Below are 22,958 nucleotides of genomic sequence, written 5' to 3' on the forward strand. Positions count from 1 at the left end.
AGCGGCGGACCGGCGCAACGGAGATATTTGATGCCGAATTCGATCCTTTTACGTCCTGCCCCGCGCGCGCGCCTCGTCGTGCTCGGCCTCGCCGTCGCGCTGACCGTCAGCGGCTGCGCGCAGCTGAAGGGCCGGCAGGGCTATGTCGTCGACCCGCTGCTGACCGAGGCGATCACGCCCGGCGTCGACAACCGCGAATCGGTCGAAAAGACGCTCGGCCGCCCGACCTTCGTCGGCCAGTTCAGCAACAATGAATATTATTATGTGTCGCGCGAAACGCGCCAGCTCGCCTTTGCGAAGCCGCGTCCGGTCGATCAGCAGGTGCTGCGTGTCCGCTTCGACCCAGCCGGCAACGTCGCTGCGGTCGACCGCACCGGGCTCGAGCTGGTCAGCCGGCTCAGCCCCGAAGGCGACAAGACGCCGACGCTCGGCCGTCAACGTAGCTTCTTCGAAGATATCTTCGGCAACATCGGCGCGGTGGGTGCGCCAGGTGCGGGTGCTCCGGGGCAATAAGCCCGAAGGCAACGACAAAGTCAGTAAAGCGGCGGCGCCCCGGGGCACCGCCGCTTTTTCTTTTATTGTGCGATTCCGCCCGCCGCGAGCACGGCGAGAGTGACGAGGTCCGACGCGGTCGACGCCATCGTCGCGACCTGCACCGGATTTTCCATGCCGACGAGCATCGGGCCGATCACCGCGCCGCCGCCGAGTTCGCGCAGCAGCTTCGCCGACAGGTTCGCCGACTGCAGACCCGGCATGATCAGCACATTCGCGGGCCCCGACAGGCGGCAGAAGGGGTAGTTTTTCATCACCTTGGCATTCAGCGCGACATCGGGCGCCATTTCGCCTTCATATTCGAACGCGGGCTGGCGCTGGTCGAGGATTGCCACCGCCTCGCGGATATTATCGAGCCAGCTTCCCTCGGGGTTGCCGAAGGTCGAATAGGACAGGAAAGCGACGCGCGGTTCGTGGCCCATGCGCCGCGCGACCTGTGCGGTGCGTTCGGCGATATCGGCGAGCATCTCGGCGGTCGGGCGCTCGTTGACCGTCGTGTCGGCCATGAAGATCGTGTGATGCTGGTCGACGAGGACGTGAATACCGAACGGGGTCTTGCCCTCGGCATGGTCGATCACGCGGCGGATTTCGCGCATCGACTGCGAATAGGTACGCGTCGTCCCGGTGATCATCGCATCACCGAGCCCCATCTTGAGCAGCAGCGAGCCGAAGATATTGCGATCGCGGTTGACCATGCGTTCTACATCGCGGCGCAGATACCCGCGGCGCTGCAGCCGTTCGTAAAGCATCTCGACCATCTGCGGCACATGCGGCGAATTGACGCTGTTGTGCACCTCATAGCTTTCGGGATCGGCGACGCCCATCGCGCGGAGCTTGTCGTGCAGCCCCTCGCGCCCGACGAGCACCGGGGTGCCATAACCGCCGTCGCGGAACTGGATCGCGGCGCGCAGCACGGTTTCTTCCTCGCCCTCGGCAAAGACGACGCGCTTCGGATTGTTGCGCGCGGCTTCATAGGCGAGCGTGAGGACCGAAGTCGTCGGGTTGAGCCGGGCGCGGAGCCGGGTGCGATACTCGTCGAGATCCGCGATCGGCTTTTGCGCAACGCCCGTGTCCATGGCCGCCTTGGCGACCGCTGCCGGCACGATTTCCATCAGGCGCGGGTCGAAGGGCGAGGGGATGATATATTCGGGACCGAAGCTCGACGCGCGGCCGCCGTAGGCCGCGGCGACTTCCTCGGGCACCTGCTGGCGCGCGAGGTCGGCGATCGCATAAGCCGCCGCGATCTTCATCTCTTCGTTGATCGCGGTCGCATGAACGTCGAGCGCGCCGCGAAAGATGAAGGGGAAGCAGAGCACGTTGTTGACCTGGTTCGGATAGTCCGAGCGGCCGGTCGCGATGATCGCGTCGGGGCGCGCCGCGCGGGCGTCGGGCGGCGAGATTTCGGGATCGGGATTCGCCATAGCGAAGATGATCGGCGCGGGCGCCATATGCTTCACCATCTCGGGCTTCAGCGCGCCCGCGGCCGACAGGCCGAGGAACACGTCGGCGCCGACGAGCGCCTCGGTCAGGTCGCGGGCTTCGGTCGGCACCGCATGCGCCGACTTCCACTGGTCCATGCCGTCGGTGCGGCCCTGATAGATCGTGCCCTTGCGGTCGCACATAATGACATTTTCATGGGCGACGCCCATCGCCTTGATCAGCGCGGTGCATGCGATCGCCGCGGCGCCGGCGCCGTTGACGACGACCTTCACCGTCGCCAGGTCGCGGCCCGTCAGGTAACAGGCGTTGATCAGACCCGCGGCGGTGATGATCGCGGTGCCGTGCTGATCGTCATGGAACACCGGAATGTTCATGCGTTCCTTCAGCGCCGCTTCGATGATGAAGCAATTGGGCGCCGCAATATCTTCCAGGTTGATGCCGCCAAAGCTCGGCGCCAGCAGTTCGACCGCTTCGATGAAACGCTGGGGATCTTCGGTGTCGACCTCAAGGTCGATCGAATCGACGTCGGCGAAACGCTTGAACAGCACCGCCTTGCCTTCCATCACCGGCTTCGAGGCGAGCGCGCCGAGATTGCCAAGGCCGAGAATCGCGGTGCCGTTCGAGATCACCGCGACCAGATTGCCCTTGATCGTATAATCATAGGCCTTGGCCGGATCCTCGGCGATTGCGAGCACCGGCACGGCGACGCCGGGTGAATAGGCGAGGGACAGGTCGCGCTGCGTCGCCATCGGCTTCGACGCGACGATCTCGATTTTCCCTGGTCGGCCATATTCGTGGTAAAGCAGGGCCTCGCGATCCGAAAATTGCACCTTGCTGCCGCTGTCCATCATTTATCCTCTCAACTGATCCACAAGGCGCGCGCCCGAGCCCATTCCCTAGCGGCGCCTTGGCGAAATGGAACCCGCGAATCGCGCGCGCGTCTTGCCACGGCCCCATATCCGTCCCTAAGCATGTCTTATGCCTGTCACCGCCCGCTCCGCTGCCAATACGAATAGTCCCGCGCCCGCCGCAACGCCGATGATGGCGCAATATTGGTCGCTGAAGGACAAGGCAGGCGATTGCCTGCTCTTCTATCGCATGGGCGATTTTTTCGAGCTGTTCTTCGACGATGCGAAGGCGGCCGCCGCGACGCTCGACATCGCGCTGACCTCGCGCGGCGAGCATGACGGGCAGCCGGTCGCGATGTGCGGCGTTCCCGTCCACGCCGCAGAATCCTATCTCGCGCGGTTGATCCGCGCCGGGCACCGCGTCGCGATCGCCGAGCAGATCGAGACCCCGGCCGAGGCGAAGGCGCGTGGCGGCTCGAAGGCGCTGGTCGCTCGCGACATCGTGCGCTTCGTCACCGCGGGCACGCTCACCGAAGAATCTTTGCTCGAAGGACGGAGCGCGAACCGCCTCGCCGCGCTCGCGCAGATCGGCAGCGACGGCGACGTGGCGATTGCCGCCGCCGATATTTCGACCGGGCGTTTCGAGGTCGTCGCGGTGCGCAGCGAGCAGGTCGATGCCGAACTCGCGCGGCTCGCGCCCTCGGAGCTTCTGCTCAGCGAAAGCGCCGAGGAGCTGCCGATCTCGTCGGCGCGGCAGATCGTGCGCCGCCCGCCCGCAGACTTTTCCAGCACGAGCGCGCAAAAACGCCTCGAAACTTTTTTCGGCGTCCAGACGCTCGACGGCTTCGGCCAGTTCGGGCGCGGCGAAATTGCCGCGATGGGTGCACTCGTCGCCTATCTCGACCATGTCGGCACCGGCGGGCCGACCTTTCTCCAGCCGCCGCTGCGCCACCTCGCATCGGGGCGGATGGCGATCGATGCCGCGACGCGCGAGAGCCTCGAACTCGTCCGCACGATGGCGGGCGCGCGCGACGGCAGCCTGCTCGGGACGATCGACCGCACCGTCACCGCGGCGGGTGCGCGATTGCTCGCCGACGATCTCGCGAGCCCGCTCACCGACAAGGATGCGATCCTCGACCGGCTCGATCTCGTCGATGGTCTTGCGCGCGATTCCTTGTGGCGCGGCGAACTGCGTGCTGCGCTGCGCGCTCTCCCCGATGCCGGGCGTGCGCTCGGCCGCCTCGTCGCGGGGCGTGGCGGCCCGCGCGACCTCGCGCAGCTGCGCGATGCGCTCGGTGGCGCAAGGCTGCTGCGCGAACGGCTCGCGCGTCGGCCCGACCTGCCGCCTTTGCTCATGCGGCTGCTTCCCGGACTCGACGGCCACGGGACGCTCGTCGACGAACTCAGCCGCGCGCTGATCGAAACCCCGCCGGTCGACGCCGCGCAGGGCGGTTATGTCGCCGAAGGCTACGATCATGCGCTCGACGCGCTCCGCGAAACCGCGCGCGACGGGCGCAAGGCCATCGCCGCGCTCGAAGCCGACTATCGCGACCGCACCGGCATCGCTTCGCTCAAGATCCGCCACAATGGCGTGCTCGGCTATCATGTCGAGGTGCCGGCGAAGCACGCCGACGCGCTGATGGCGCCCGAATCAGGCTTCACCCATCGCCAGACGCTTGCGGGCGTCGTGCGCTTCAATTCCGCGGACCTCCACGAAGCCGCGAGCCGGGTGACGCAGGCGGGTGTTCATGCGATCGCCGCCGAGGCCGCGCATCTCGAATTGCTGACCGATGCCGCGATCGCGCGGCGCGAAGCAATCGCTGCTTCCTGCGATGTGCTTGCGCGCATCGACGTTGCCGCGGCGCTCGCCGACCATGCGATGAGCCACAATTGGTGCCGTCCCGACCTCGCCGACACCCCGTGCCTCGACGTCACGGGCGGGCGGCATCCGGTGGTCGAAGCCGCGCTCGCGAAATCGGGCGAACGCTTCGTCCCCAACGATGTCTCGCTCTCGACAAGCGATCGCCTGTGGCTCGTCACCGGCCCGAACATGGGCGGTAAATCGACCTTCCTCCGCCAGAATGCACTGATCGTCGTGCTCGCGCAGGCGGGCGGCTTTGTCCCGGCCGCGTCGGCGAAACTCGGGCTCGTCGACCGGTTGTTCAGCCGTGTCGGCGCGAGCGACAATCTCGCGCGCGGGCGCTCGACCTTCATGGTCGAGATGGTCGAGACCGCGGCGATCCTCGCGCAGGCGACCCCGCAAAGCTTCGTCATCCTCGACGAGGTTGGGCGCGGCACCTCGACCTACGACGGGCTCGCGCTCGCCTGGTCGGTGGTCGAGGCGGTGCATGAGGTCAACAAGTGCCGCTGCCTCTTCGCGACGCACTATCACGAACTGACGCGCCTCGCCGAAACGCTGGGCGCGCTCTCGCTCCACCACGTCCGCGCGCGCGAATGGCAGGGCGATCTGGTGCTGCTCCACGAACTGGCCGAGGGGCCCGCCGACCGCAGCTACGGCCTTGCGGTCGCACGCCTCGCGGGGGTTCCCGCGGGTGTCGTCAAGCGCGCCGAGGCGGTGCTCGCCAAGCTCGAGGCAGGGCGCGAGAAAACCGGCGGGCTCGCCGCAGGCCTCGATGACCTGCCGCTGTTCGCCGCGACGCTTGCCGAAGCGCCCGCCGCAGCGAAGGACGCGCTGCGCGAGGCGCTCGCGGGCATCGATCCCGACGCGCTTGCGCCGCGCGAGGCGCTCGACACGCTGTACGCGCTCAAGCGGTTGATCGCCGACGAATCATGAGCGAGCTGTTCGACAATCTCGACCATCGCCGCGCGATCATCGACCGGCGCGATCTGGCGGCGCAGCTTGACGCGATCGCCGCCGAAAGCAGCGATTCGGGAACGCGCCGCCGCGCGATGGTCGATCTCCTCAAGGCGGCGCTGGAGGATGGCCGCGCCGAGATCGAGCGCCGACTGCTCGAACGGCCTTCCTCGGGCCGCGTCGCGGCGAATGCGATGGCGTTCCTGATCGACCAGATCGTCCGGCTCAGCCATGATTTCACCACCGGCCATCTCTATCCCTCGGCCAACCGATCGGCGGGCGAACGCATCACGCTGATCGCGGTGGGCGGTTATGGGCGCGGCGAAATGGCGCCGCATAGCGACATCGACATCGGCTTCCTAACCCCGTTCAAGCAGACGAGCTGGACCGAACAGGTGATCGAGGCGCAGCTTTATACCTTGTGGGATCTCGGGCTGAAGGTCGGTCATTCGAGCCGCTCGCTCGACGAGATGGTGCGCTCCGCGAAGGAGGATTTGACGATCCGCACCGCGCTGCTCGAAGGGCGCTTCATCTGGGGCGACCGCGCACTTTACGACCAGGCTTCGGCACGCTTCGATGCCGAGGTCGTCGCGGGCAATGCGCGCGCCTTCGTTGCCGAAAAACTTGCCGAACGCGACGAGCGTCACAAGCGCATGGGTGATTCGCGCTACGTCGTCGAACCCAATGTGAAGGAAGGAAAGGGGGGCTTGCGCGATCTTCACACGCTCTTCTGGATCGGAAAATTCATCCATCGCGTGCGCACCGTTCCCGAACTGGTCGGCGCGGGGCTGCTATCGGCACGTGAGCTTCGCCAGTTCGAGCGCGCCGAAAATTTCCTGCTCGCGGTGCGCTGCCACCTCCACACCCTCGCCGGGCGCGCCGAGGACCGGCTGACCTTCGATTTCCAGCGCGAGATCGCGCAACGCATGCACTTCGCCGACCGTCCGGGCAAAAGCTCGGTCGAGCGGTTCATGCAGCTCTATTTCCTCCATGCGAAAAGCGTCGGCGACGTCACCGGCACCTTCCTCGCGCATCTCGACGACCAGATGGCGGCGCGCGGGCGGCGGTTTCTCCCGACGATCCGGCGGCGCCCGGGCAAGCTCCACGGCTTCGTCCTTGATCGCGGCCGGCTTGCGCTGCCCAGCGACGATTTCTTTCAACAGGACCCGGTGCGGCTGGTCGAGATTTTTGCGCTCGCCGACAAGCATGGCCTCGAAATCCACCCGCAGGCGATGCGTCAGGCGCGCCACGATGCGAAACTGATCGACGCGCGGGGGGTGCGGCGCATTCCGCGCGCCAATGCGCTGTTCCTCGACGTGCTGACCTCCCCGCGCGATCCCGAAACGGTGCTACGCTGGATGAACGAGGCGGGGGTGTTCGGCCGTTTCGTTCCCGATTTCGGCCGCGTCGTCGCCCAGATGCAGTTCGACATGTATCACCACTACACCGTCGACGAGCATACGATCCGCGCGATCGGGCTGCTCGCCGATATCGAGCAGAGCCGACTGCAGGAGGATCATCCGCTGTCGACCGCGATCATGGACCAGATCCATTCGCGGCGCGTCATCTATGTCGCGGTGCTTCTCCACGATATCGCCAAGGGGCGCGGCGGCGACCATAGCGTGCTTGGTGCCGAACTCGCGCTGCGGGTATGTCCGCGGCTGGGACTCAACGAGGCCGAGACCGAGACCGTCTCGTGGCTCGTCCGATATCACCTGCTGATGTCGGCCACCGCATTCAAACGCGACCTCGCCGATTTCAAGACGATCCTCGATTTCGCGCAGGTCGTGCAGTCGCCCGAACGTCTGCGCTTGTTGCTCGTGCTCACGGTCGTCGACATCCGCGCGGTCGGCCCCGGGGTGTGGAACGGCTGGAAACGCCAACTGCTCACCGAGCTGTACGATGCCGCCGAAGAAGTGCTTCGTCTCGGCCACAAGCAGCGCGGCCGCGAACAACGGATCGCGAGTAAGAAGGAAGCGGTCGCGGCGCAATTCGGTTTCGACCAGAAAGTCTTCGACAAGGTCGCGAAGCGCCTTCCCGAAAGCTATTGGATCGCCGAACCCGTCGAAGTCATCGCCGCCAATCTGGTTCACATACGCCAGGCGGGCGACGCGCCGCTGCATATCGCTGCGGTCCCCGACGACGATCGCGGCGCGACCTTGGTGATGGTGCTCGCCGCCGACCATCCGGGGCTTTTCTATCGCATCGCGGGCGGCATTCACCTTGCCGGCGGCAACATCATCGACGCGCGCATCCACACGACGCGCGACGGGCTCGCACTCGACAATTTCCTCGTCCAGGATCCGCTCGGGCGCCCGTTCGACGAGCCCGGCCAGATTGGCCGGCTGACCCGCGCGATCGAGGATGCGCTCGCCAACCGCCACAAACTGCTCCCCAAACTGGAAGCCCGCGCGCTCCCGCGCACCCGCGCCGAGGCGTTCCGCGTCGCGCCCAACGTCTTTGTCGATAACAAGGCGTCGAACCGCTTCACGGTGATCGAGGTCAACGCGCAGGACCGCCCGGCGTTGCTCAACCAGCTCGCCTATGCGCTGTTCCAGTCGAAGGTTACGGTGCACAGCGCGCATGTCGCAACCTATGGCGAGCGCGCGGTCGACACCTTTTACGTGACCGACCTGATCGGTGACAAGATCGACAGTGCGGCGCGGGTGAAGTCACTGGAGAAACGCCTGCTCGAAGCGGCGACGAGCCAGAGCGAGGAAGCTGTCGCGGCCTGACCGTTTTGGGGTGGGGAGCGGGCATTCACCATCTCCCATCGGGAGAGGGATACGCAGGCTTGGTTGCGCAGCAACCCAGCCGAAGTTGGGTGAGGGGATCACCCATCAACTGCGAATACGAACCTCAAACTCCCTCACCCAACCCTCTCCCAAGGAGAGAGGGCTTGACGTCCGCTTCCGGTCGAAGGCCGACCTTCAGCGGCCCGTTCAGCCGCCTGCTGGTCCCGCCATCGCCGCCGCCGCGGCCAACACCCCGCCGTTGAACCGCTGCGACAGCGCGGCGTCGGGAATCGCGTTGAAGGCGTGGATCGCGCCGGCATAGCTGTGCAGGTCGACGGGCACGCCTGCGGCGACGAGCCGACGCGCATAGTCGAGATTTTCGTCGAAGAAGAGGTCGAGGCTGCCGGTTGCGATATAGGCGGGGGGAAGCTTCGACAAATCCTTGGCAAGGCTCGGCGAAAACCAGCCGCACCGGTCGTCGTCGATCTGGTAATCGCCCTGCAGCGCGCGCCAGCCGAAGCGGTTGCTCGCGCGCGTCCAGATGAATTCGCCTGTCGTCGGGTTCTGATACGGACAATCGCCGCCGCCGGTGCGATGGTCGAGCATCGGATAGGTTAGCACCTGTCCGGCGATCGCCGGCCCGCCGAGGTCGCGCGCCATGATCGCAAGCGCCGCGGCCAGCCCGCCTCCCGCGCTCTCGCCCGCGAGGATGATCCGGCTTGCGTCGAAGCCAAGCGTATCGGCTTGCCCCGCGAGCCACGCCAGCGCTGAATGGCAATCTTCCTGCGGCGCTGGAAAGGGACATTCGGGGGCGAGGCGATATTCGACCGATGCGACCGGTACGCCCGCAGCAGCGGCCAGCGCCGCGGGACCCGACTGCATTTGCTTCACCGACCCCATCACCATGCCGCCGCCGTGGATATGGAGGATAGCGCCGCCGCGCGGATTGGCCATCGCGGGACGATAAAGGAACACCGGAATGTCCGGGCCGCCGTGGATCGACGGCACCATCATCTCTTCGGGCGCGATCATCGGCGGCGGCAGGATGGCATAGGTTTCCGCCGCCTTCGCCCGAATCTGGGCGATTGGCGCCGAATCGAGATCGACGCGCGGGAAAAGATCGATGATCGGCGCGATCTCGCGGTCGACGAGGTGGCGGGTCGTAATATCAAACTCTCCCTCATATCCTGGCCGCCGCGAAGATAGAGCGGCGCAGTTTAATACGAACCGTTCGCCCTGAGCTTGTCGAAGGGCCGTTCATCCTTTGAGCACCGCTAAGGAAAGAACGGTGCTTCGACAAGCCCAGCACGAACGGACAAGAGGGGACTCAGATTTGGCGCACGACGCTCTAGCCGCGCAGCGCCGCTCCAACCTTCGCCGCTGCGGCGACCACCTTGTCGGCGATCGCTTTCAGCTCGGCTTCGGCGAAGCTTTTTTCCAGCGGCTGCAACTCAACCTCGACTGCCAGGCTCACTTGCCCATCAGGCACGCCCTGGCCGGCAAAGCGGTCGAACAGCCGTGCATCGACGATGCTCGCCTTGTCGGCGCCGCGGACCGCGCGCACGAGATCGGCGGCGGTCAGGCTCGTCGGGGCGAGGAAGGCGAAGTCGCGGCGCACCGATTGTAGCGCGGGGGGCGTGAACGCCGCGCGCGCCGGGCCGCTCGCGCGCTTCGCGGGGATCGCGTCGAGGAAAATCTGCACCGCCATCACCGGGCCGTCGACATCGAAATGGCGGGTCAGCAGCGGGTGGAGCGCGCCGAATTCGGCGAGCACCGCCTTGGGGCCGAGCCGTAGCGTCGCCGACTGGCCGGGGTGCCAGATGCTGCCCTCGCTCACCGCATCCATCACCTGCAAGCGGTCGGCGGGGGCGCCTGCGGCGTCGAGCAGCGCCAAAGCTACGGCCTTGGCATCGAACGCATCGAACGGCGCGGCCTTGCCCGCCTGCCAGCCGCGCGCGCGCTTGTCGCCCGCCATCAGCACGGCGAGCGTCGGATGCTCGGCGTCGGCCAGATAGCGGCGCCCGATCTCGAACAGACGGATGCTGTCCGCGCCGCGCTTCTGGTTGCGCGCCGCCGCGGCGAGCAGGCCGGGCAGCAGCGAGGGCCGCATGACCTTCAGATCTTCGCTGATCGGGTTGGCGAGCGTCCAGTCGCCGCCGCCAAAGGGCGCGACTTCCTGTTCGGCAATGAAGCTCCACGTCACCGCTTCGTGAAAACCCGCGGCCGCTGCGGCGCGGCGCAGGCGGCGTTCGGTCAGCTGTTCGGCGGTTGCGGTCGGTTTCGCTACCCCGTCGCTGCGCGGCAGCGGCACCGACGCGATCGCGTCGAAGCCGGTGATGCGCGTCACTTCCTCGACCAGATCGGGCGCGCCGTCGATGTCGCGGCGCCAGCTCGGCACCTGGACCTGCCAGCGACCGCCCTGTTCGATGACGGTGAAGCCCAGCGCGGTCAGAATCTCCCGCTGCCGCGCCGGATCGATATCGATACCGCCCAGCGTCGCCGACAGCGCGGGATCATAATCGACCGTCTTGACCTCGGCGGGCGGCGTGCCCGCGCGCGTCACCATCGACGGCGTGCCGCCGCAGATGGTCAGGATATGCTGCGTCACGATCGCGGTCGCATCGTCCAGAAACGCCGGATCGACCCCGCGCTCGAAGCGGCTGCGCGCATCGCTCGTCAGGCCGAGCGCCTGTCCGGTCAGCGCGATGCGTTCGGGGGTGAAATAGGCGATTTCGATCAGCACATCGCTCGTCGTCTCGCTGCACCCCGAATGTTCGCCGCCCATGATGCCCGCAATGTCGTGGACCTCGCGCTCGTCGGCGATCACCGTCATGCTGCCGGTGAGCGCATAATCCTTGCCATTGAGCGTCGTGACCGTCTCGCCATCCTTGGCGCGCCGCGCGACGAGCGCGCCATGCAATTTGGCGCGGTCATAGATATGGCTTGGGCGGCCGAGGTCGAACATCACATAATTGCTGATGTCGACGAGCGCCGAGATCGCGCGCTGGCCGACCGCTTCCAACCGGCGGCGCATCCATTCGGGCGCTTGGCCGTTGGTGACGCCGCTGATCGTGCGGCCGAAAAAGGCGGGGCAGGTTTCGGGGTCGTCGGTGCGGATTTCGGTCGCGGGGGCGCCCTCCCCCGCGATCGTCGGGACGTCGAGCGGTTTCAGCGTGCCGAGCCCGGCGGCGGCGAGGTCGCGGGCGATCCCGCGTACGCCCATGCAGTCCTGCCGGTTCGGGGTGATCGAAATGTCGATCACCGGGTCGCCCGCGCCGCTGTAATCGGCAAAGGGGGTGCCCACAGGAGCATCGGCGGGAAGCTCGATGATCCCGTCATGGTCGTCGCCCAGCTCCAGCTCGCGCGACGAGCACATCATGCCGTTCGATTCGACCCCGCGGACCGCGGCGACCTTCAGCTCCATGCCGTTCGCGGGCACGACCGCGCCGGGCAGGCCGAGCACGCCGATCAGGCCGGCGCGCGCATTGGGCGCGCCGCACACGACGGTGAGCGGTGCGCTGCCGTCACCGGTGTCGACGGTCAGCACCTGCAATTTGTCGGCCTGCGGATGTTTCTCGGCGGTGAGCACGCGCGCGACGCGGAAGCCCGCGAGTTTTTCGGCCGGATTCTCGACGCCTTCGACCTCATGGCCGATGCGGTTGAGTGTGGCGACAACATCGGCAACGGCAAACTCGCCATCAAGATGCTCTTTCAGCCAGTCGAGGGTGATCTTCATGCCGAAACCCCCCCGCTCAGCGTTGGGACGCTCAGCGCGCCGAACCCGTAATGCGCCAGCCAGCGCAGGTCGCCGTCGAAAAAGGCGCGCAGATCGTCCATGCCATATTTGAGCATCGCGAGCCGGTCGACGCCGACCCCGAAGGCGAAGCCCTGCCACTCGTCAGGATCGAGCCCGCAATTCGCAATGACGCGGCGATTGACCATGCCGCTGCCGAGCAGCTCCATCCACGCATGTCCCGCGTCGTCGCCGTTGCCGCCGACGATGCGGCGGCCCTTTTCCTGCTTATAGCCGACATCGACTTCGGCCGAGGGTTCGGTGAACGGGAAATAGCTGGGGCGCAGGCGGAGCACGATGTCGTCGCGCTCGAAATAGGCCTTCAGGAAGGTTTCGAGCGTCCATTTCAGGTGCCCCATATGGATGCCGCGATCGATGACGAGACCTTCGACCTGGTGGAACATCGGCGTGTGCGTCGCATCGCTGTCGCTGCGATAGACGCGGCCGGGCGCGATGATGCGGATCGGCGGCTGTTGCGACATCATCGTGCGGATCTGCACCGGCGAGGTGTGCGTGCGCAGCAGCATCGCGCGGCCTTCGACGTCCGTGTCGGGGAAATAGAACGTGTCGTGCATTGCGCGCGCGGGATGCGTCTCCGGAATGTTGAGCGCGGTGAAGTTGCGCCAGTCGTCCTCGATCTCAGGACCCGTCGCAACGGCGAAACCCATGTCGGCGAATATTTCGGCGAGTTCGTCCATCACCTGGCTGACCGGATGGATGCTGCCGCGCGGGCTTGTGTCGGCGGGCAGCGACATGTCAATCGCTTCGGCCGCCAGCTTCACGTCGAGCGCCGCAGCATCCAGTTCCGCTTTGCGCGCCGCAAGCCCCGCGGTCACCGCCTCGCGCAGGCTGTGGATCTCGGGACCCTTCGCTTGCCGCTCGTCGGGTGTCATGCCGCCCAGCGTCTTGAGCAGTGCGGTGATGGTGCCCGCCTTGCCCAGCGCCGACACACGCAGCGCTTCGATCGCGTCGAGGTCGGCCGCCGCCGCTATGTCACCCATAAGCTGGGTCTGGATGGCCTGGATATCGCTCATCGTCGTTCGTCCTGTTCCGGCGGCATTGGCGCTGCCGGCCTGCTTTTTCGCTTCTGTTAGGATATGGCGGCTGCCCGCCCGTCCGTCGCCTGCCGCTTGCACCGAACGCCCCGCGCGGGTCAAGCCTGATGGCGGAAAACGGGGCTATCCTGCAGGCTTGTGCAGACCCTGTACTGCGGCCCCCGCGGCGGCGGCGCGGGCGAACGCCGCCGCGCCCAAAATAGGCTTGGGGCGCGCGGCATAGTCGCGCGGGCTCATCCCCATGAAACGCTGAAAGTCGCGCGTGAACTGCGCCTGGTCGTAATAATGATGATCCATTGTATCGATCCACGCCATCGACGGGTCGAGCATGAAGCGCGCGAGGCTGCGCAGGAAGCGCTGGCGCAGCAGGAGCAATTTGGGCGAAAAACCGAAGGCGCGGTGGCTCAGCCGCTCGATCGACCGTTCGGAGAGGCCGAGCTTGGCCGAAAGATCGGCTACGCTCGTCACCTCGTCATCGACCAGCGCCTGATGCGCGGCGAGGATGGAAGGATCGTCGGGCGGCGCATCGGCGAGGAGGGCGCAGACATGGGCGTCGATCAGCGCCGCCGCGGCATCGACGTCATTCACTTGCCGCAAGGCTTCGAGTAGCGGCGCGAAGCGAGCAAAGGCCGGGTGGGCGCTGCCGTCGGTCATCCGGTCGGCGAGCTCCTCGGCGGGCAGCGGAATGAATTTGGCCCAGCCCATCGGCAGGATGCCGATCCCCCAGGCGCGCATATTGCCCGCCGAGAAATGGGTCGCCGTGCTCGTCGGGCCGGTGGCGATGAAGCGCGGCGTTTCGGTCAACGGGCTGTCGCCGATCGCCGCGCGCGGCGGGTCGCCCTCGACAAATCGCAGGTTTGCCCATTCGGGGTGTAGATAATCCTCGACCCGGCCGCCGCCGGGAACCGCGACTTCGCTGAGGTAAATGGTGCTGACATAGGGGCGCAGGGCGGGCGACAGCGGAAAGAAGTGCGTGGCGACGCGCGCGTCGGCGGGAAGGTCATGAGATGCGTCGCGTTGCGCCATGCTGTCCCATTTTGAGCTAAAAGAGCATGAATAACAATGCCCCGACCCCGGCTGGTGTCGGGTTCTTACAATTTTATACGCCGCGACTGCGTCATAGTTGCGTGGCCCGCTCCAAAAAGGGGTGCGAGGAGAATTGTGACGCGACGCCAACAGGGTGGGGCCTGGCGGGGACCTGAAATAGACGACTGATTTTCCGAGCTTCGTCCCGGCCGGCAGCTTTCTGCGACCCACGGCTATTCGGAACGGGCGGGGGGGGCGATGGTTTCCACTGGAACCATTGTCGAGGCGGCGTGGAGCGGGAGCTTCGCGCCGCCTCTTCTGTTTGGGGTCTGGTCAAGTCAGCTTGGGGTAGGAAGCGGTCGTATCCTATATTCGTCATTCCCGCGAAAGCGGGAACCCAGCGATGGGCCAGCCGACGGACGCTCTGGGTCCCCGCTTTCGCGGGGATGACGAAGAGGAGATAGGAAGTGGCCGCAATCTGTCGAAAGCCACCAGTCCGATCACAAGTCTCCAAAAGAAAAGGGCGGCCCCGTCGGGACCGCCCTTGTTTCGTCTCGCTAGACTGAAAACGTCAGGCTGCCTTGGGCAGCGCCGCTTTCGCCTGAGCGATGATCGCCCCGAAGACATTGCCTTCGTTCATAGCAAGGTCGGCCATGACCTTGCGGTCGAGTTCGATCCCGGCCAGCTTCACGCCGTGCATGAACTGCGAATAGGTCAGGCCTTCGGCGCGGACTGCGGCGTTGATGCGCTGGATCCACAGGCCGCGGAAATTGCGCTTCTTAACCTTGCGGTCGCGATAAGCATATTGGCCGGCCTTTTCGACCGCCTGCTTGGCGACGCGAATGGTGTTCTTGCGACGGCCGTAATAGCCCTTCGCCTGTTCCAATACGCGTTTGTGCTTGGCGCGCGTGGTGACGCCGCGTTTGATGCGTGACATGCTCTAGCGCTCCTTACTTCAGGCCGTAAGGCGCCCAGAGGCGCACATGGGCCACATCCGAATCGCTCAGCACGCTGGTGCCGCGGTTGGTGCGGATATATTTCGCATTGTGGCTGCTCAGGCGGTGGCGCTTGCCGACGACGCCGTGCTTCACCTTGCCTGAGGCGGTGAATTTGAAGCGTTTCTTCACACCGCTCTTGGTCTTCATTTTGGGCATTTTGGTCTCCTTTGGAAGTCCGTTTGCGTATCGACCTGGCAGCCCTTTCAGCCAGCCGACACAATCGGAAGCGGGGCGCTTAGGGGGATTCGCGCCGAAATGCAAGCGTTGCGGCGCTCAAGTGCCGGCGCCCGCACTCAGTGGTGGCAGGCGAGCCCGTCAATCACATCTTCGAGTCGCGCCGGATCGCCCAGCGCGATGACATGCCCCGCGCTGTCGGCGTTCAGCCGATCGCCGTTCCAGTCGCACATCGTCCCGCCCGCGCCCTCGACGATCGGCACCAGCGCAGCGAAGTCGTGAAGCTTCAGCCCGGCCTCGACCACCAGGTCGATATGCCCGCTCGCGAGCAGGCCGTAATTATAACAGTCGCCGCCGAAGACCATGCGCTTGTGCGACGTCTTCGCCGCCAGTGCCATGAAATGCTCCGCATCATGGTCGGCAAAATATTGCGGGCCGGTGGTCGCAAGAACCGCATCGCCCAACTCGCGGCAAATGCGCGTGCGCGCGGGCGCCCCATTGAACATGGTCGGCTGCCCCAGCGCGCCGACCCAGCGTTCGCCCGCGACCGGTTGGTCGATGATGCCGAGGATGGGCCAGCCGTCTTGGAGCAGCGCGATCAGCGTGCCAAAGATCGGGCGGCCCGCCATGAAGCTGACTGTCCCGTCGATCGGGTCGAGCACCCACTGACGCGATGCGTCGACGCGTTCGGCGCCATATTCCTCGCCGATGATTCCGTCGCGCGGCGCCTCGGCATCGAGCAGCCGGCGCATCGCAGCCTCGGCGCTGCGGTCGGCCTCGGTCACGGGCGAGGCGTCGGCCTTGGCTTCATGCGCAAAGGCGGCGCGGAAAAGCGGACGGATCGCCTCGCCGGCGGCGTCGGCGAGGCGATTGGCGAGGAGAAGGTCTGATGTGAGCGACATGATCTTCCGCTAGCCCAGCACCGCCCGCGCCGCCAGCCCAAGCGCGCCGATCCCGCAGGCTCGATCGTAGTTTTTAATAATTTTACAAAGATGGTATAACTTGTAAAATAACAACCATGGCAGGCGATTTTCACCTTGGGCCGATCATCACGACTTTTGCGCGCTACGGGCTTCGCAAAACGTCGATGGAGGATGTCGCCATCGCGCTCGGCGTGTCGCGGCAGGCGCTCTATAACCGTTATGGATCGAAGGGCGCCTTGATCGGCTGGGCAACCAAAGCGCTGATCGACACCTCGCTGGACGACGCGCTCGCCAGCATCAACCAGCCGGCGAAGACGCTCGTTGAGCGCTTGGCCGATGCGTTCGACGCATGGGTCGGCCGGCATATCGAGGCGCTGCGCGCGTCGCCGCACGGCACCGAAATCGTCGCGATGCTTCAGCGCGATCCCCCCGAGGCGGTGCGCGCAGCCGAGCGCCGACTGGTCGCGGCGATGGCCGAGGCGATCCGGTTCAGCGGACCGGGTTCGGCTGTCGCGCGCGCGGGCAGCATGGCGCAGGCTTTATGCTGGACGGCCCGCGGCCTCGCCCATGCCGTGCCCGATCACGCGACCTTCCGGCGACAGCTCGATCATATCGTCAGCGCGCTCGTCGCGCGCTGACGCGATCAGTCGAAAAGCGAGGAGACGCTCGATTCGTCGGCGATGCGCTTGATCGCTTCGCCGAGCAAAGGCGCGACGGTGAGCGCGCGGACCTTGCCGCTGTCGTTCACCGCATCGGTCGGCTGGATCGAATCGGTGATGACGAGCTCGGTAAGCTCGCTCGCATCGACGCGCGCGACCGCGCCGCCCGACAAGACACCGTGGGTGCAATAAGCGACGACGCCCTCGGCGCCCGCGGCCTTCAGCGCCGCGGCGGCGTTGCACAGCGTCCCCGCCGAATCGACGATGTCGTCGATCAGGATGCAAAAGCGACCCTTCACGTCGCCGATGATGTTCATCACTTCGGATTCGCCGGCGCGCTCGCGGCGCTTGTCGACGATCGCGAGCGGGGCGTTGTCGAGCCGCTTGGCGAGCGCGCGCGCGCGGACCACGCCGCCGACGTCGGGCGACACGACCATCAGATTCTTGCCCGCGAAGCGCGCCTGGATGTCGGCGCTCATCACGGGCGCGGCATAAAGGTTATCGGTCGGGATATCGAAAAAGCCCTGGATCTGCCCGGCGTGCAGGTCAATCGCAAGGACGCGGTCGGCGCCCGAAGTGGTGATCAGGTTCGCGACCAGCTTGGCCGAGATCGGCGTGCGCGGGCCGGGTTTGCGGTCCTGACGGGCGTAACCGAAATAGGGGACGACTGCGGTGATGCGCTTGGCCGAGGCGCGGCGCAGCGCGTCGTTGATGATTAGCAATTCCATCAGATTGTCGTTCGCGGGGAAGTTCGTCGGCTGAACGACGAACACATCCTGACCGCGGACATTCTCGTGGATTTCGACGAAGACCTCTTCGTCGGCGAAACGGCGCACGCTGGTATCGGTCAGCGGCAGTTCCAGATAGTCCGCGATCGCGCGGGCGAGAGGAAGATTGCTGTTGCCGGAGATAAGTTTCATGGGGTGCGATGCCCTTTCGCGGCGGACGGGATTGCGCGCCCCCTTAGCCAGCGCGAGCGGATAGGGGAAGGGGTTAAAGCCCGATCCGCTGCGCGCGCCGCAGTTGAAATCGGCGCGCGTCGGCCTAAACCACGGGCATGATACAAAAGCTGACCATCGTTCTTTCGCAAATGACGCAGGTCGTCGGCGATCTTGCCGCCAACGCCGCCGCGATGCGCGAAGTCCGCGCGCGGCACGCCGACGCCGATCTGATCCTTTACCCCGAGCTGCAACTGATCGGATACCCGCCCGAGGATCTGGTGCTGAAGCCCGCGCTGGCGGCGCGCGCCGCGACGATGCTCGCCGAATTGGCCGCCGATACCGCCGATGGCGGCCCGGCGATGCTGGTCGGGTCGGTCGAGCGGGAGGGCGACGCGCTTTATAATATCGTCGCGTTGCTCGACGGCGGCCGGATCGTCGCGACGCGAAGGAAACATGAACTGCCCAATTACGGCACCTTCGACGAGAAGCGCGTCTTTGCCCCGGGGCCGCTTCCCGACGTCGTCGAATGGCGTGGCGTCAAGCTGGGCCTGCCGATCTGCGAGGATGGGTGGTTGCCGAAGGTTTGCCAGCATCTGGTCGGGCAGGGCGCCGAGCTGCTGATTTCGGTCAACGGCAGTCCGTATGAGATCGACAAGGACGAGCGGCGTCTGACGCAGGTGTTCGCGGGCCGTGTCGCCGAAACCTCGTTGCCGCTGATTTTCCTCAACCGCATCGGCGGGCAGGACGAGATTGTGTTCGACGGCTGCTCGTTCGTATTGAACAGCGAAGGGACGACGGCGCACCGGCTGACCGATTGGGAGGCCGAGGAGCGCGTGACGCGCTGGACGAAGGGCACCGATGGCTGGACCTGCGAAGCGGGGGCGATCGCTGAATGGGAGGCGCATCCCGCCGATATCTATAGCGCGATGATCGTGAGCTTGCGCGACTATGTCGAGCGCAACCGCTTCCCCGGGGTCGTGCTCGGCCTCTCGGGCGGAATCGATTCGGCGATCTGCGCCGCGATCGCCGCCGACGCGCTGGGGCCAGACAAGGTCTGGTGCGTGATGATGCCGAGCCGCTTCACCAGCGAGGAGAGCCTGAACGATGCCGCGGGCTGCGCGAAGATGATCGGATGCAAGCTCGATACGATTTCGATCGTGCCCGCAGTGGAGGCATTCGACGCTATGCTCGCCGGCAGTTTTGCCGACAAGGATGTCGATATCACCGAGGAAAATGTCCAGTCGCGCATTCGCGGCGTGACATTGATGGCGCTCAGCAACAAATTCGGCCCGATGCTGCTGACGACGGGCAACAAGAGCGAGATGAGCGTCGGTTATGCGACCATCTATGGCGACATGGCGGGCGGCTATAATCCGCTGAAGGACGCGTACAAGATGACGGTGTTCGCGCTCGCTGAATGGCGCAATGCGAATGTCCCGCGCCTGTCGCGCAACCCGGTGACGCCGGTAATGCCCGCGAATATCGTCACGAAGCCGCCGAGCGCCGAACTGCGCCCCGACCAGAAGGATGAGGACAGTCTGCCGCCTTATGCCGACCTTGACCGCATGCTCCATATGCTCGTCGAGGAAGAAGCGAGCGTCGACGATGTTGTCGCGAAATATGGATTCGATCGCGATGCGGTGGCGCGGATCGAGCGATTGCTGATGCTCGCCGAATATAAGCGCCGCCAGGCGCCGCCGGGGGTGAAGCTGTCGACGCGCAATTTCGGGCGCGACCGGCGTTATCCGATCACCCATGGTTTTCGTACCGCCTGACTCGCGCCGCGCGCGAAACAGGCTATAGGCGCGGCCATGACTGTCGTGACCCGCTTCGCTCCCTCGCCGACCGGCACCCTCCATGTCGGCAATGTCCGCACCGCGCTCCACAATTGGCTGTGGGCGCGCAAGCATGGCGGGCGTTTCCTGCTGCGCATCGACGACACCGACCTCGAACGGTCGAAAGAGGAGTATGTCGACGCGATTCGCGCCGACCTTGCGTGGCTCGGTTTCGATATTGACGGCGAGGAACGCCAGTCGGCGCGCTTTGCGCTCTATGAGGCCGAGTTCGCCAAGCTGAAGGCGGCGGGGCGCGTTTATGCCTGTTACGAAACCCCCGAAGAACTCGATATCCGCCGCAAGATATTGCTCTCGCGCGGGCTGCCGCCGGTTTATGAGCGCAAGCCTGATGGCGCGCCCGCCCCCGAGGGTGTGGCGCCGCACTGGCGCTTCCGGCTCGACCATGACGCGGCGATCGAGTGGATCGATATGGTTCGCGGACCGCAACATTTCGAACCGAAAACCATGTCGGACCCGGTGGTGCGCCGCGCCGACGGTAGCTGGCTCTATCTGTTGCCGAGCGTGATCGACGACATCGCGATGCGAATCACCCATGTCGTGCGCGGCGAGGATCATGTGTCGAACACCGCGACGCAGATTCAGATGTTCGAAGCGCTCGGCGCGACGCCGCCCGCCTTTGCGCATGAGGCTTTGCTCGTGGGGACCGAGGGCAAATTGTCGAAGCGGCTCGGCTCGCTTGGTATGGCGAACCTGCGCGAAGACGGCATCGAGCCGATCGCGCTGGTCGCATTGCTTGCCCGATTGGGGACGAGCGATCCGGTCGAGCCGGTGACAGACGTCGCCCCGCTGGTCGAAAGCATCGATTTTGCGCGCTTCGGCCGCGCGCCCGCGCGCTTCGACGAGGCCGAACTGGCGCTGCTGAACCAGAAGATATTGCATCACACCGATCATGCGGCGGTTGCGGACCGTCTGCCGACCCCGATCAGCGAAGCGCGCTGGAACGCGATTCGCCCGAACCTGACGACGGTGGCCGAGGCGGCCGAGTGGGTGTCGGTGTTCGACGGTCCCTTTGCCTCGCCAGCGGCCGAAGAGGTCGACCGCGCGGTGCTGGCCGCCGCCGCCGCCGCCGCGCCCGGCGTCGACTGGAGCGCCGACCCTTGGCACACGCTGACCGGCGCCGTCAAAGACGCGACGGGGGCAAAGGGGCGCGCGCTGTTCCTGCCGCTGCGCCGTGCGCTGACTGGGCGTGACCATGGCCCCGACATGGCCGAGCTGCTGCCGCTGATCGCCAAGGATCAGGCAGTCGCGCGGCTTTCCGTTACCTGACGACCCATATTGGCGATCCCCCCTTGCTTACCGATTCGCTTGACATGTGACGTGATGTTATAATATCACGTTGATCTGACCTGGCCGACAGCAACGGTGGGAACGCGGCGGGGCCGAGTCATAGAGGCAAGGAGAGATGCCATGACCCTGATACCCTTGATTTCGGCGATTATAGCCGCGCCTGACGCGACCACCGCGCCAGCCGGAGCGGCAACCGCCCTCCCTCGTAACAGCTATGGAAGCGACTCGGGCCGCCACCCGGTCGCCGCGCTATTCGCCGTGGGACTGCCCGCTGCGCTGGTGGTGGCGGTCGCGCTGTCGCCGATGATTATCGAGATGACACCGAAGAGCGAGCCGATGACCGGGACGTTGATCGAACTCGAAAAGCCGCTCGATCCGCCGCCACCCAAACAGGCCGAAGATGTCGAGCCGACGCCGCGGAGCGCATCGACGCCCGACGTCGTGGTCCCTATCTTTCCAACAACGCCCTTAAAGGAACCTTGGGCCGATACCAGGCCCTCGATACCCGACATCGGCCCCGTCGATCCCGGCCCGCCAGTACGCGCAGCCGATCCGCCGACCATAGCGAAGTTGGTGCTCGCGCAGCTCGACGAGCGCTATGCGGGTCTCTTCCAGCCCGATTATCCGGCGCGGGCACAGCGCGAGGGGGTCGAGGGGGTTGTGGTCGTCCGCGTGCTGATCGGCACCGACGGGCGAGTGAAGGCGGTCGAACTGGTCAGCACCGACGATCCGGCATTTTTCGAGGCGACGAAGCGGCGTGCGCTGACCAAATGGCGCTTCAAGGCTGCAACGCGCGGCGGGGTGCCCGAGGAAAGCTGGAAAGAAATGCGCGTCCGTTTCGAAATCAAGAACGCATAGCGCCCTAAACCCGACCCCTCCCGGGCGGGCGGTTTTGTGCCGCCCGCCCGCTCCTTTCGCTTGACAGAAAGGCCGAATCCCGCCAAAGGCGCCCGGATATTGAGGGGCGGCGCGGCGTCGCGCGGCCCTTTCATGTTTTTCACACCAACGTCGGGGCCCTAGTCCCGCCGCATCCCTCGGACCTCCGGTGGATGTGCAGTTATTTCGAGGAACAGGGCCATGGCCAAGCCGACGACCGTCAAGATCAAGCTGGTGAGCACCGCCGACACGGGCTTTTTCTATGTCACGAAAAAGAACCCGCGCACGATGACCGAGAAGATGTCGGTGCGTAAGTACGACCCGCGTGTCCGCAAGCACGTCGAGTTCAAGGAAGCGAAGATCAAGTGATGCATTTCCCCATGCGCTGAAAGCGCGTGGGGCGGAAATGCGTCATCCTGGCGAAGGCTGGGATATAGAAGGGCGGCCCCGCGCCGCCCTTTTTCGTGCGCGTCTGAAAGTGGGTTTTGGGGTGGTGAGCGGACGTTCACCCTCTCCTAAAGGGAGAGGGCTTTATGGCCGCTATCGGTCGTCAGCAGACGCTCAAGCAAACGCTCCGACGCTCTCGATAAACTTGATCACCGAAATCGGTTTGGAGACATAAGCTTCCGCGCCTGCCGCCTTGATCTGCTCCTCATCGCCCTTTCCCGCATAGGCGGTGACCGCCATGATCGGGACGCTGCGCAAGGTCAGGTCGGCCTTCATCTGGCCGATCAGTTCGAGCCCGCTGACATGCGGCAACTGGATATCCATGATGATCAGGTCGGGCGACACTTCGCGCGCCTTGGCCAGCGCGTCACGGCCGTCGCGCACGGGATGCGCGCTATAGCCATGGGCGTTGAGCAGGTCGCAGAACAGGCGGAGGTTAAGCTCATTATCTTCGACGACCAGGATGGTCTTGCCCATGTTACTTATGTTCCCCACCTTGCATCCGCGGTCCGTTTAGGCGAATCGGCCGCACG

At 65.6% G+C, this 22,958-nt stretch carries 18 protein-coding genes; 8 read left to right on the forward strand and 10 right to left on the reverse strand.

Going from position 1 to position 22,958, the window contains the following annotated elements:
- Positions 1 to 30 precede the first annotated feature (30 nt).
- Entirely contained in the window at positions 31 to 513 is a 483-nt protein-coding gene (locus SKP52_RS20810; protein WP_052208652.1) for an outer membrane protein assembly factor BamE, read from the forward strand.
- A 62-nt stretch (positions 514 to 575) separates the two neighbouring features.
- Here SKP52_RS20810 and SKP52_RS20815 read toward each other — a convergent pair whose 3' ends face one another.
- A complete protein-coding gene (locus SKP52_RS20815; RefSeq protein ID WP_039578328.1) occupies positions 576 to 2,840 on the reverse strand; it encodes an NADP-dependent malic enzyme in 2,265 nt (754 codons plus the stop codon).
- 130 nt (positions 2,841 to 2,970) lie between these two features.
- On the opposite strand from SKP52_RS20815, the gene mutS reads away from it, so the two are divergent.
- Positions 2,971 to 5,634: a DNA mismatch repair protein MutS gene (gene mutS, locus SKP52_RS20820; protein ID WP_039578331.1), complete on the forward strand. Its 2,664-nt coding sequence runs from the start codon at positions 2,971 to 2,973 to the stop codon at positions 5,632 to 5,634.
- A complete protein-coding gene (locus SKP52_RS20825) occupies positions 5,631 to 8,390 on the forward strand; it encodes a [protein-PII] uridylyltransferase (RefSeq protein ID WP_039578334.1) in 2,760 nt (919 codons plus the stop codon). Before mutS ends, SKP52_RS20825 begins: the two co-directional genes overlap by 4 nt.
- A 207-nt stretch (positions 8,391 to 8,597) precedes the next feature.
- Here SKP52_RS20825 and SKP52_RS20830 read toward each other — a convergent pair whose 3' ends face one another.
- The 7 genes from SKP52_RS20830 to SKP52_RS20860 all read right to left on the reverse strand — a co-directional run bounded on the left by SKP52_RS20830 (position 8,598) and on the right by SKP52_RS20860 (position 16,338).
- Entirely contained in the window at positions 8,598 to 9,422 is an 825-nt protein-coding gene (locus SKP52_RS20830; protein ID WP_228383719.1) for an alpha/beta hydrolase, read from the reverse strand.
- Positions 9,423 to 9,738: 316 nt separating this feature from the next.
- Positions 9,739 to 12,126 (reverse strand): phenylalanine--tRNA ligase subunit beta, encoded by a 2,388-nt coding sequence (gene pheT, locus SKP52_RS20835; protein ID WP_039578339.1) that lies wholly within the window; start codon positions 12,124 to 12,126, stop codon positions 9,739 to 9,741.
- The gene (gene pheS, locus SKP52_RS20840) at positions 12,123 to 13,217 is read right to left on the reverse strand and encodes a phenylalanine--tRNA ligase subunit alpha (RefSeq protein WP_039581875.1); all 1,095 of its coding nucleotides are present in this window, start codon (positions 13,215 to 13,217) and stop codon (positions 12,123 to 12,125) included. Before pheS ends, pheT begins: the two co-directional genes overlap by 4 nt.
- 144 nt (positions 13,218 to 13,361) lie before the next feature.
- On the reverse strand, positions 13,362 to 14,264 hold the full coding sequence (locus SKP52_RS20845; RefSeq protein ID WP_081997462.1) for a helix-turn-helix domain-containing protein: 903 nt from the start codon (positions 14,262 to 14,264) through the stop codon (positions 13,362 to 13,364).
- A 571-nt stretch (positions 14,265 to 14,835) separates the two neighbouring features.
- Positions 14,836 to 15,201: a 50S ribosomal protein L20 gene (rplT, locus tag SKP52_RS20850; protein WP_037515683.1), complete on the reverse strand. Its 366-nt coding sequence runs from the start codon at positions 15,199 to 15,201 to the stop codon at positions 14,836 to 14,838.
- Positions 15,202 to 15,214: 13 nt separating this feature from the next.
- Entirely contained in the window at positions 15,215 to 15,418 is a 204-nt protein-coding gene (rpmI, locus tag SKP52_RS20855) for a 50S ribosomal protein L35 (RefSeq protein ID WP_037515684.1), read from the reverse strand.
- Between the two features lie 137 nt (positions 15,419 to 15,555).
- On the reverse strand, positions 15,556 to 16,338 hold the full coding sequence (locus tag SKP52_RS20860) for an inositol monophosphatase family protein (protein ID WP_039578342.1): 783 nt from the start codon (positions 16,336 to 16,338) through the stop codon (positions 15,556 to 15,558).
- Positions 16,339 to 16,454: 116 nt separating this feature from the next.
- Between SKP52_RS20860 and SKP52_RS24835 the strand changes: the two genes are divergently transcribed.
- Positions 16,455 to 16,997 carry a TetR/AcrR family transcriptional regulator gene (locus SKP52_RS24835; RefSeq protein WP_052208654.1) on the forward strand — a complete coding sequence of 181 codons (543 nt, stop codon included), beginning with the start codon at positions 16,455 to 16,457 and terminating at the stop codon, positions 16,995 to 16,997.
- A gap of 5 nt (positions 16,998 to 17,002) precedes the next feature.
- Here the strand turns inward: SKP52_RS24835 and SKP52_RS20870 are convergent, their stop codons facing one another.
- A complete protein-coding gene (locus tag SKP52_RS20870) occupies positions 17,003 to 17,938 on the reverse strand; it encodes a ribose-phosphate pyrophosphokinase (RefSeq protein WP_039578345.1) in 936 nt (311 codons plus the stop codon).
- Positions 17,939 to 18,075: 137 nt separating this feature from the next.
- On the opposite strand from SKP52_RS20870, the gene SKP52_RS20875 reads away from it, so the two are divergent.
- The 4 genes from SKP52_RS20875 to rpmG all read left to right on the forward strand — a co-directional run bounded on the left by SKP52_RS20875 (position 18,076) and on the right by rpmG (position 22,347).
- Positions 18,076 to 19,734 (forward strand): NAD+ synthase, encoded by a 1,659-nt coding sequence (locus SKP52_RS20875; protein ID WP_039578347.1) that lies wholly within the window; start codon positions 18,076 to 18,078, stop codon positions 19,732 to 19,734.
- Between the two features lie 36 nt (positions 19,735 to 19,770).
- Entirely contained in the window at positions 19,771 to 21,081 is a 1,311-nt protein-coding gene (gene gltX, locus SKP52_RS20880) for a glutamate--tRNA ligase (RefSeq protein WP_039578350.1), read from the forward strand.
- Positions 21,082 to 21,222: 141 nt separating this feature from the next.
- On the forward strand, positions 21,223 to 21,960 hold the full coding sequence (locus SKP52_RS20885; RefSeq protein ID WP_039578353.1) for a TonB family protein: 738 nt from the start codon (positions 21,223 to 21,225) through the stop codon (positions 21,958 to 21,960).
- A gap of 219 nt (positions 21,961 to 22,179) precedes the next feature.
- Entirely contained in the window at positions 22,180 to 22,347 is a 168-nt protein-coding gene (rpmG, locus tag SKP52_RS20890; protein ID WP_037515700.1) for a 50S ribosomal protein L33, read from the forward strand.
- Between the two features lie 192 nt (positions 22,348 to 22,539).
- Here the strand turns inward: rpmG and SKP52_RS20895 are convergent, their stop codons facing one another.
- Positions 22,540 to 22,902 (reverse strand): response regulator, encoded by a 363-nt coding sequence (locus tag SKP52_RS20895; RefSeq protein WP_039578356.1) that lies wholly within the window; start codon positions 22,900 to 22,902, stop codon positions 22,540 to 22,542.
- Positions 22,903 to 22,958 lie beyond the last annotated feature (56 nt).

Origin of the sequence: Sphingopyxis fribergensis (assembly GCF_000803645.1) — a bacterium.
GTDB classification, from domain to species: Bacteria; Pseudomonadota; Alphaproteobacteria; order Sphingomonadales; family Sphingomonadaceae; genus Sphingopyxis; species Sphingopyxis fribergensis.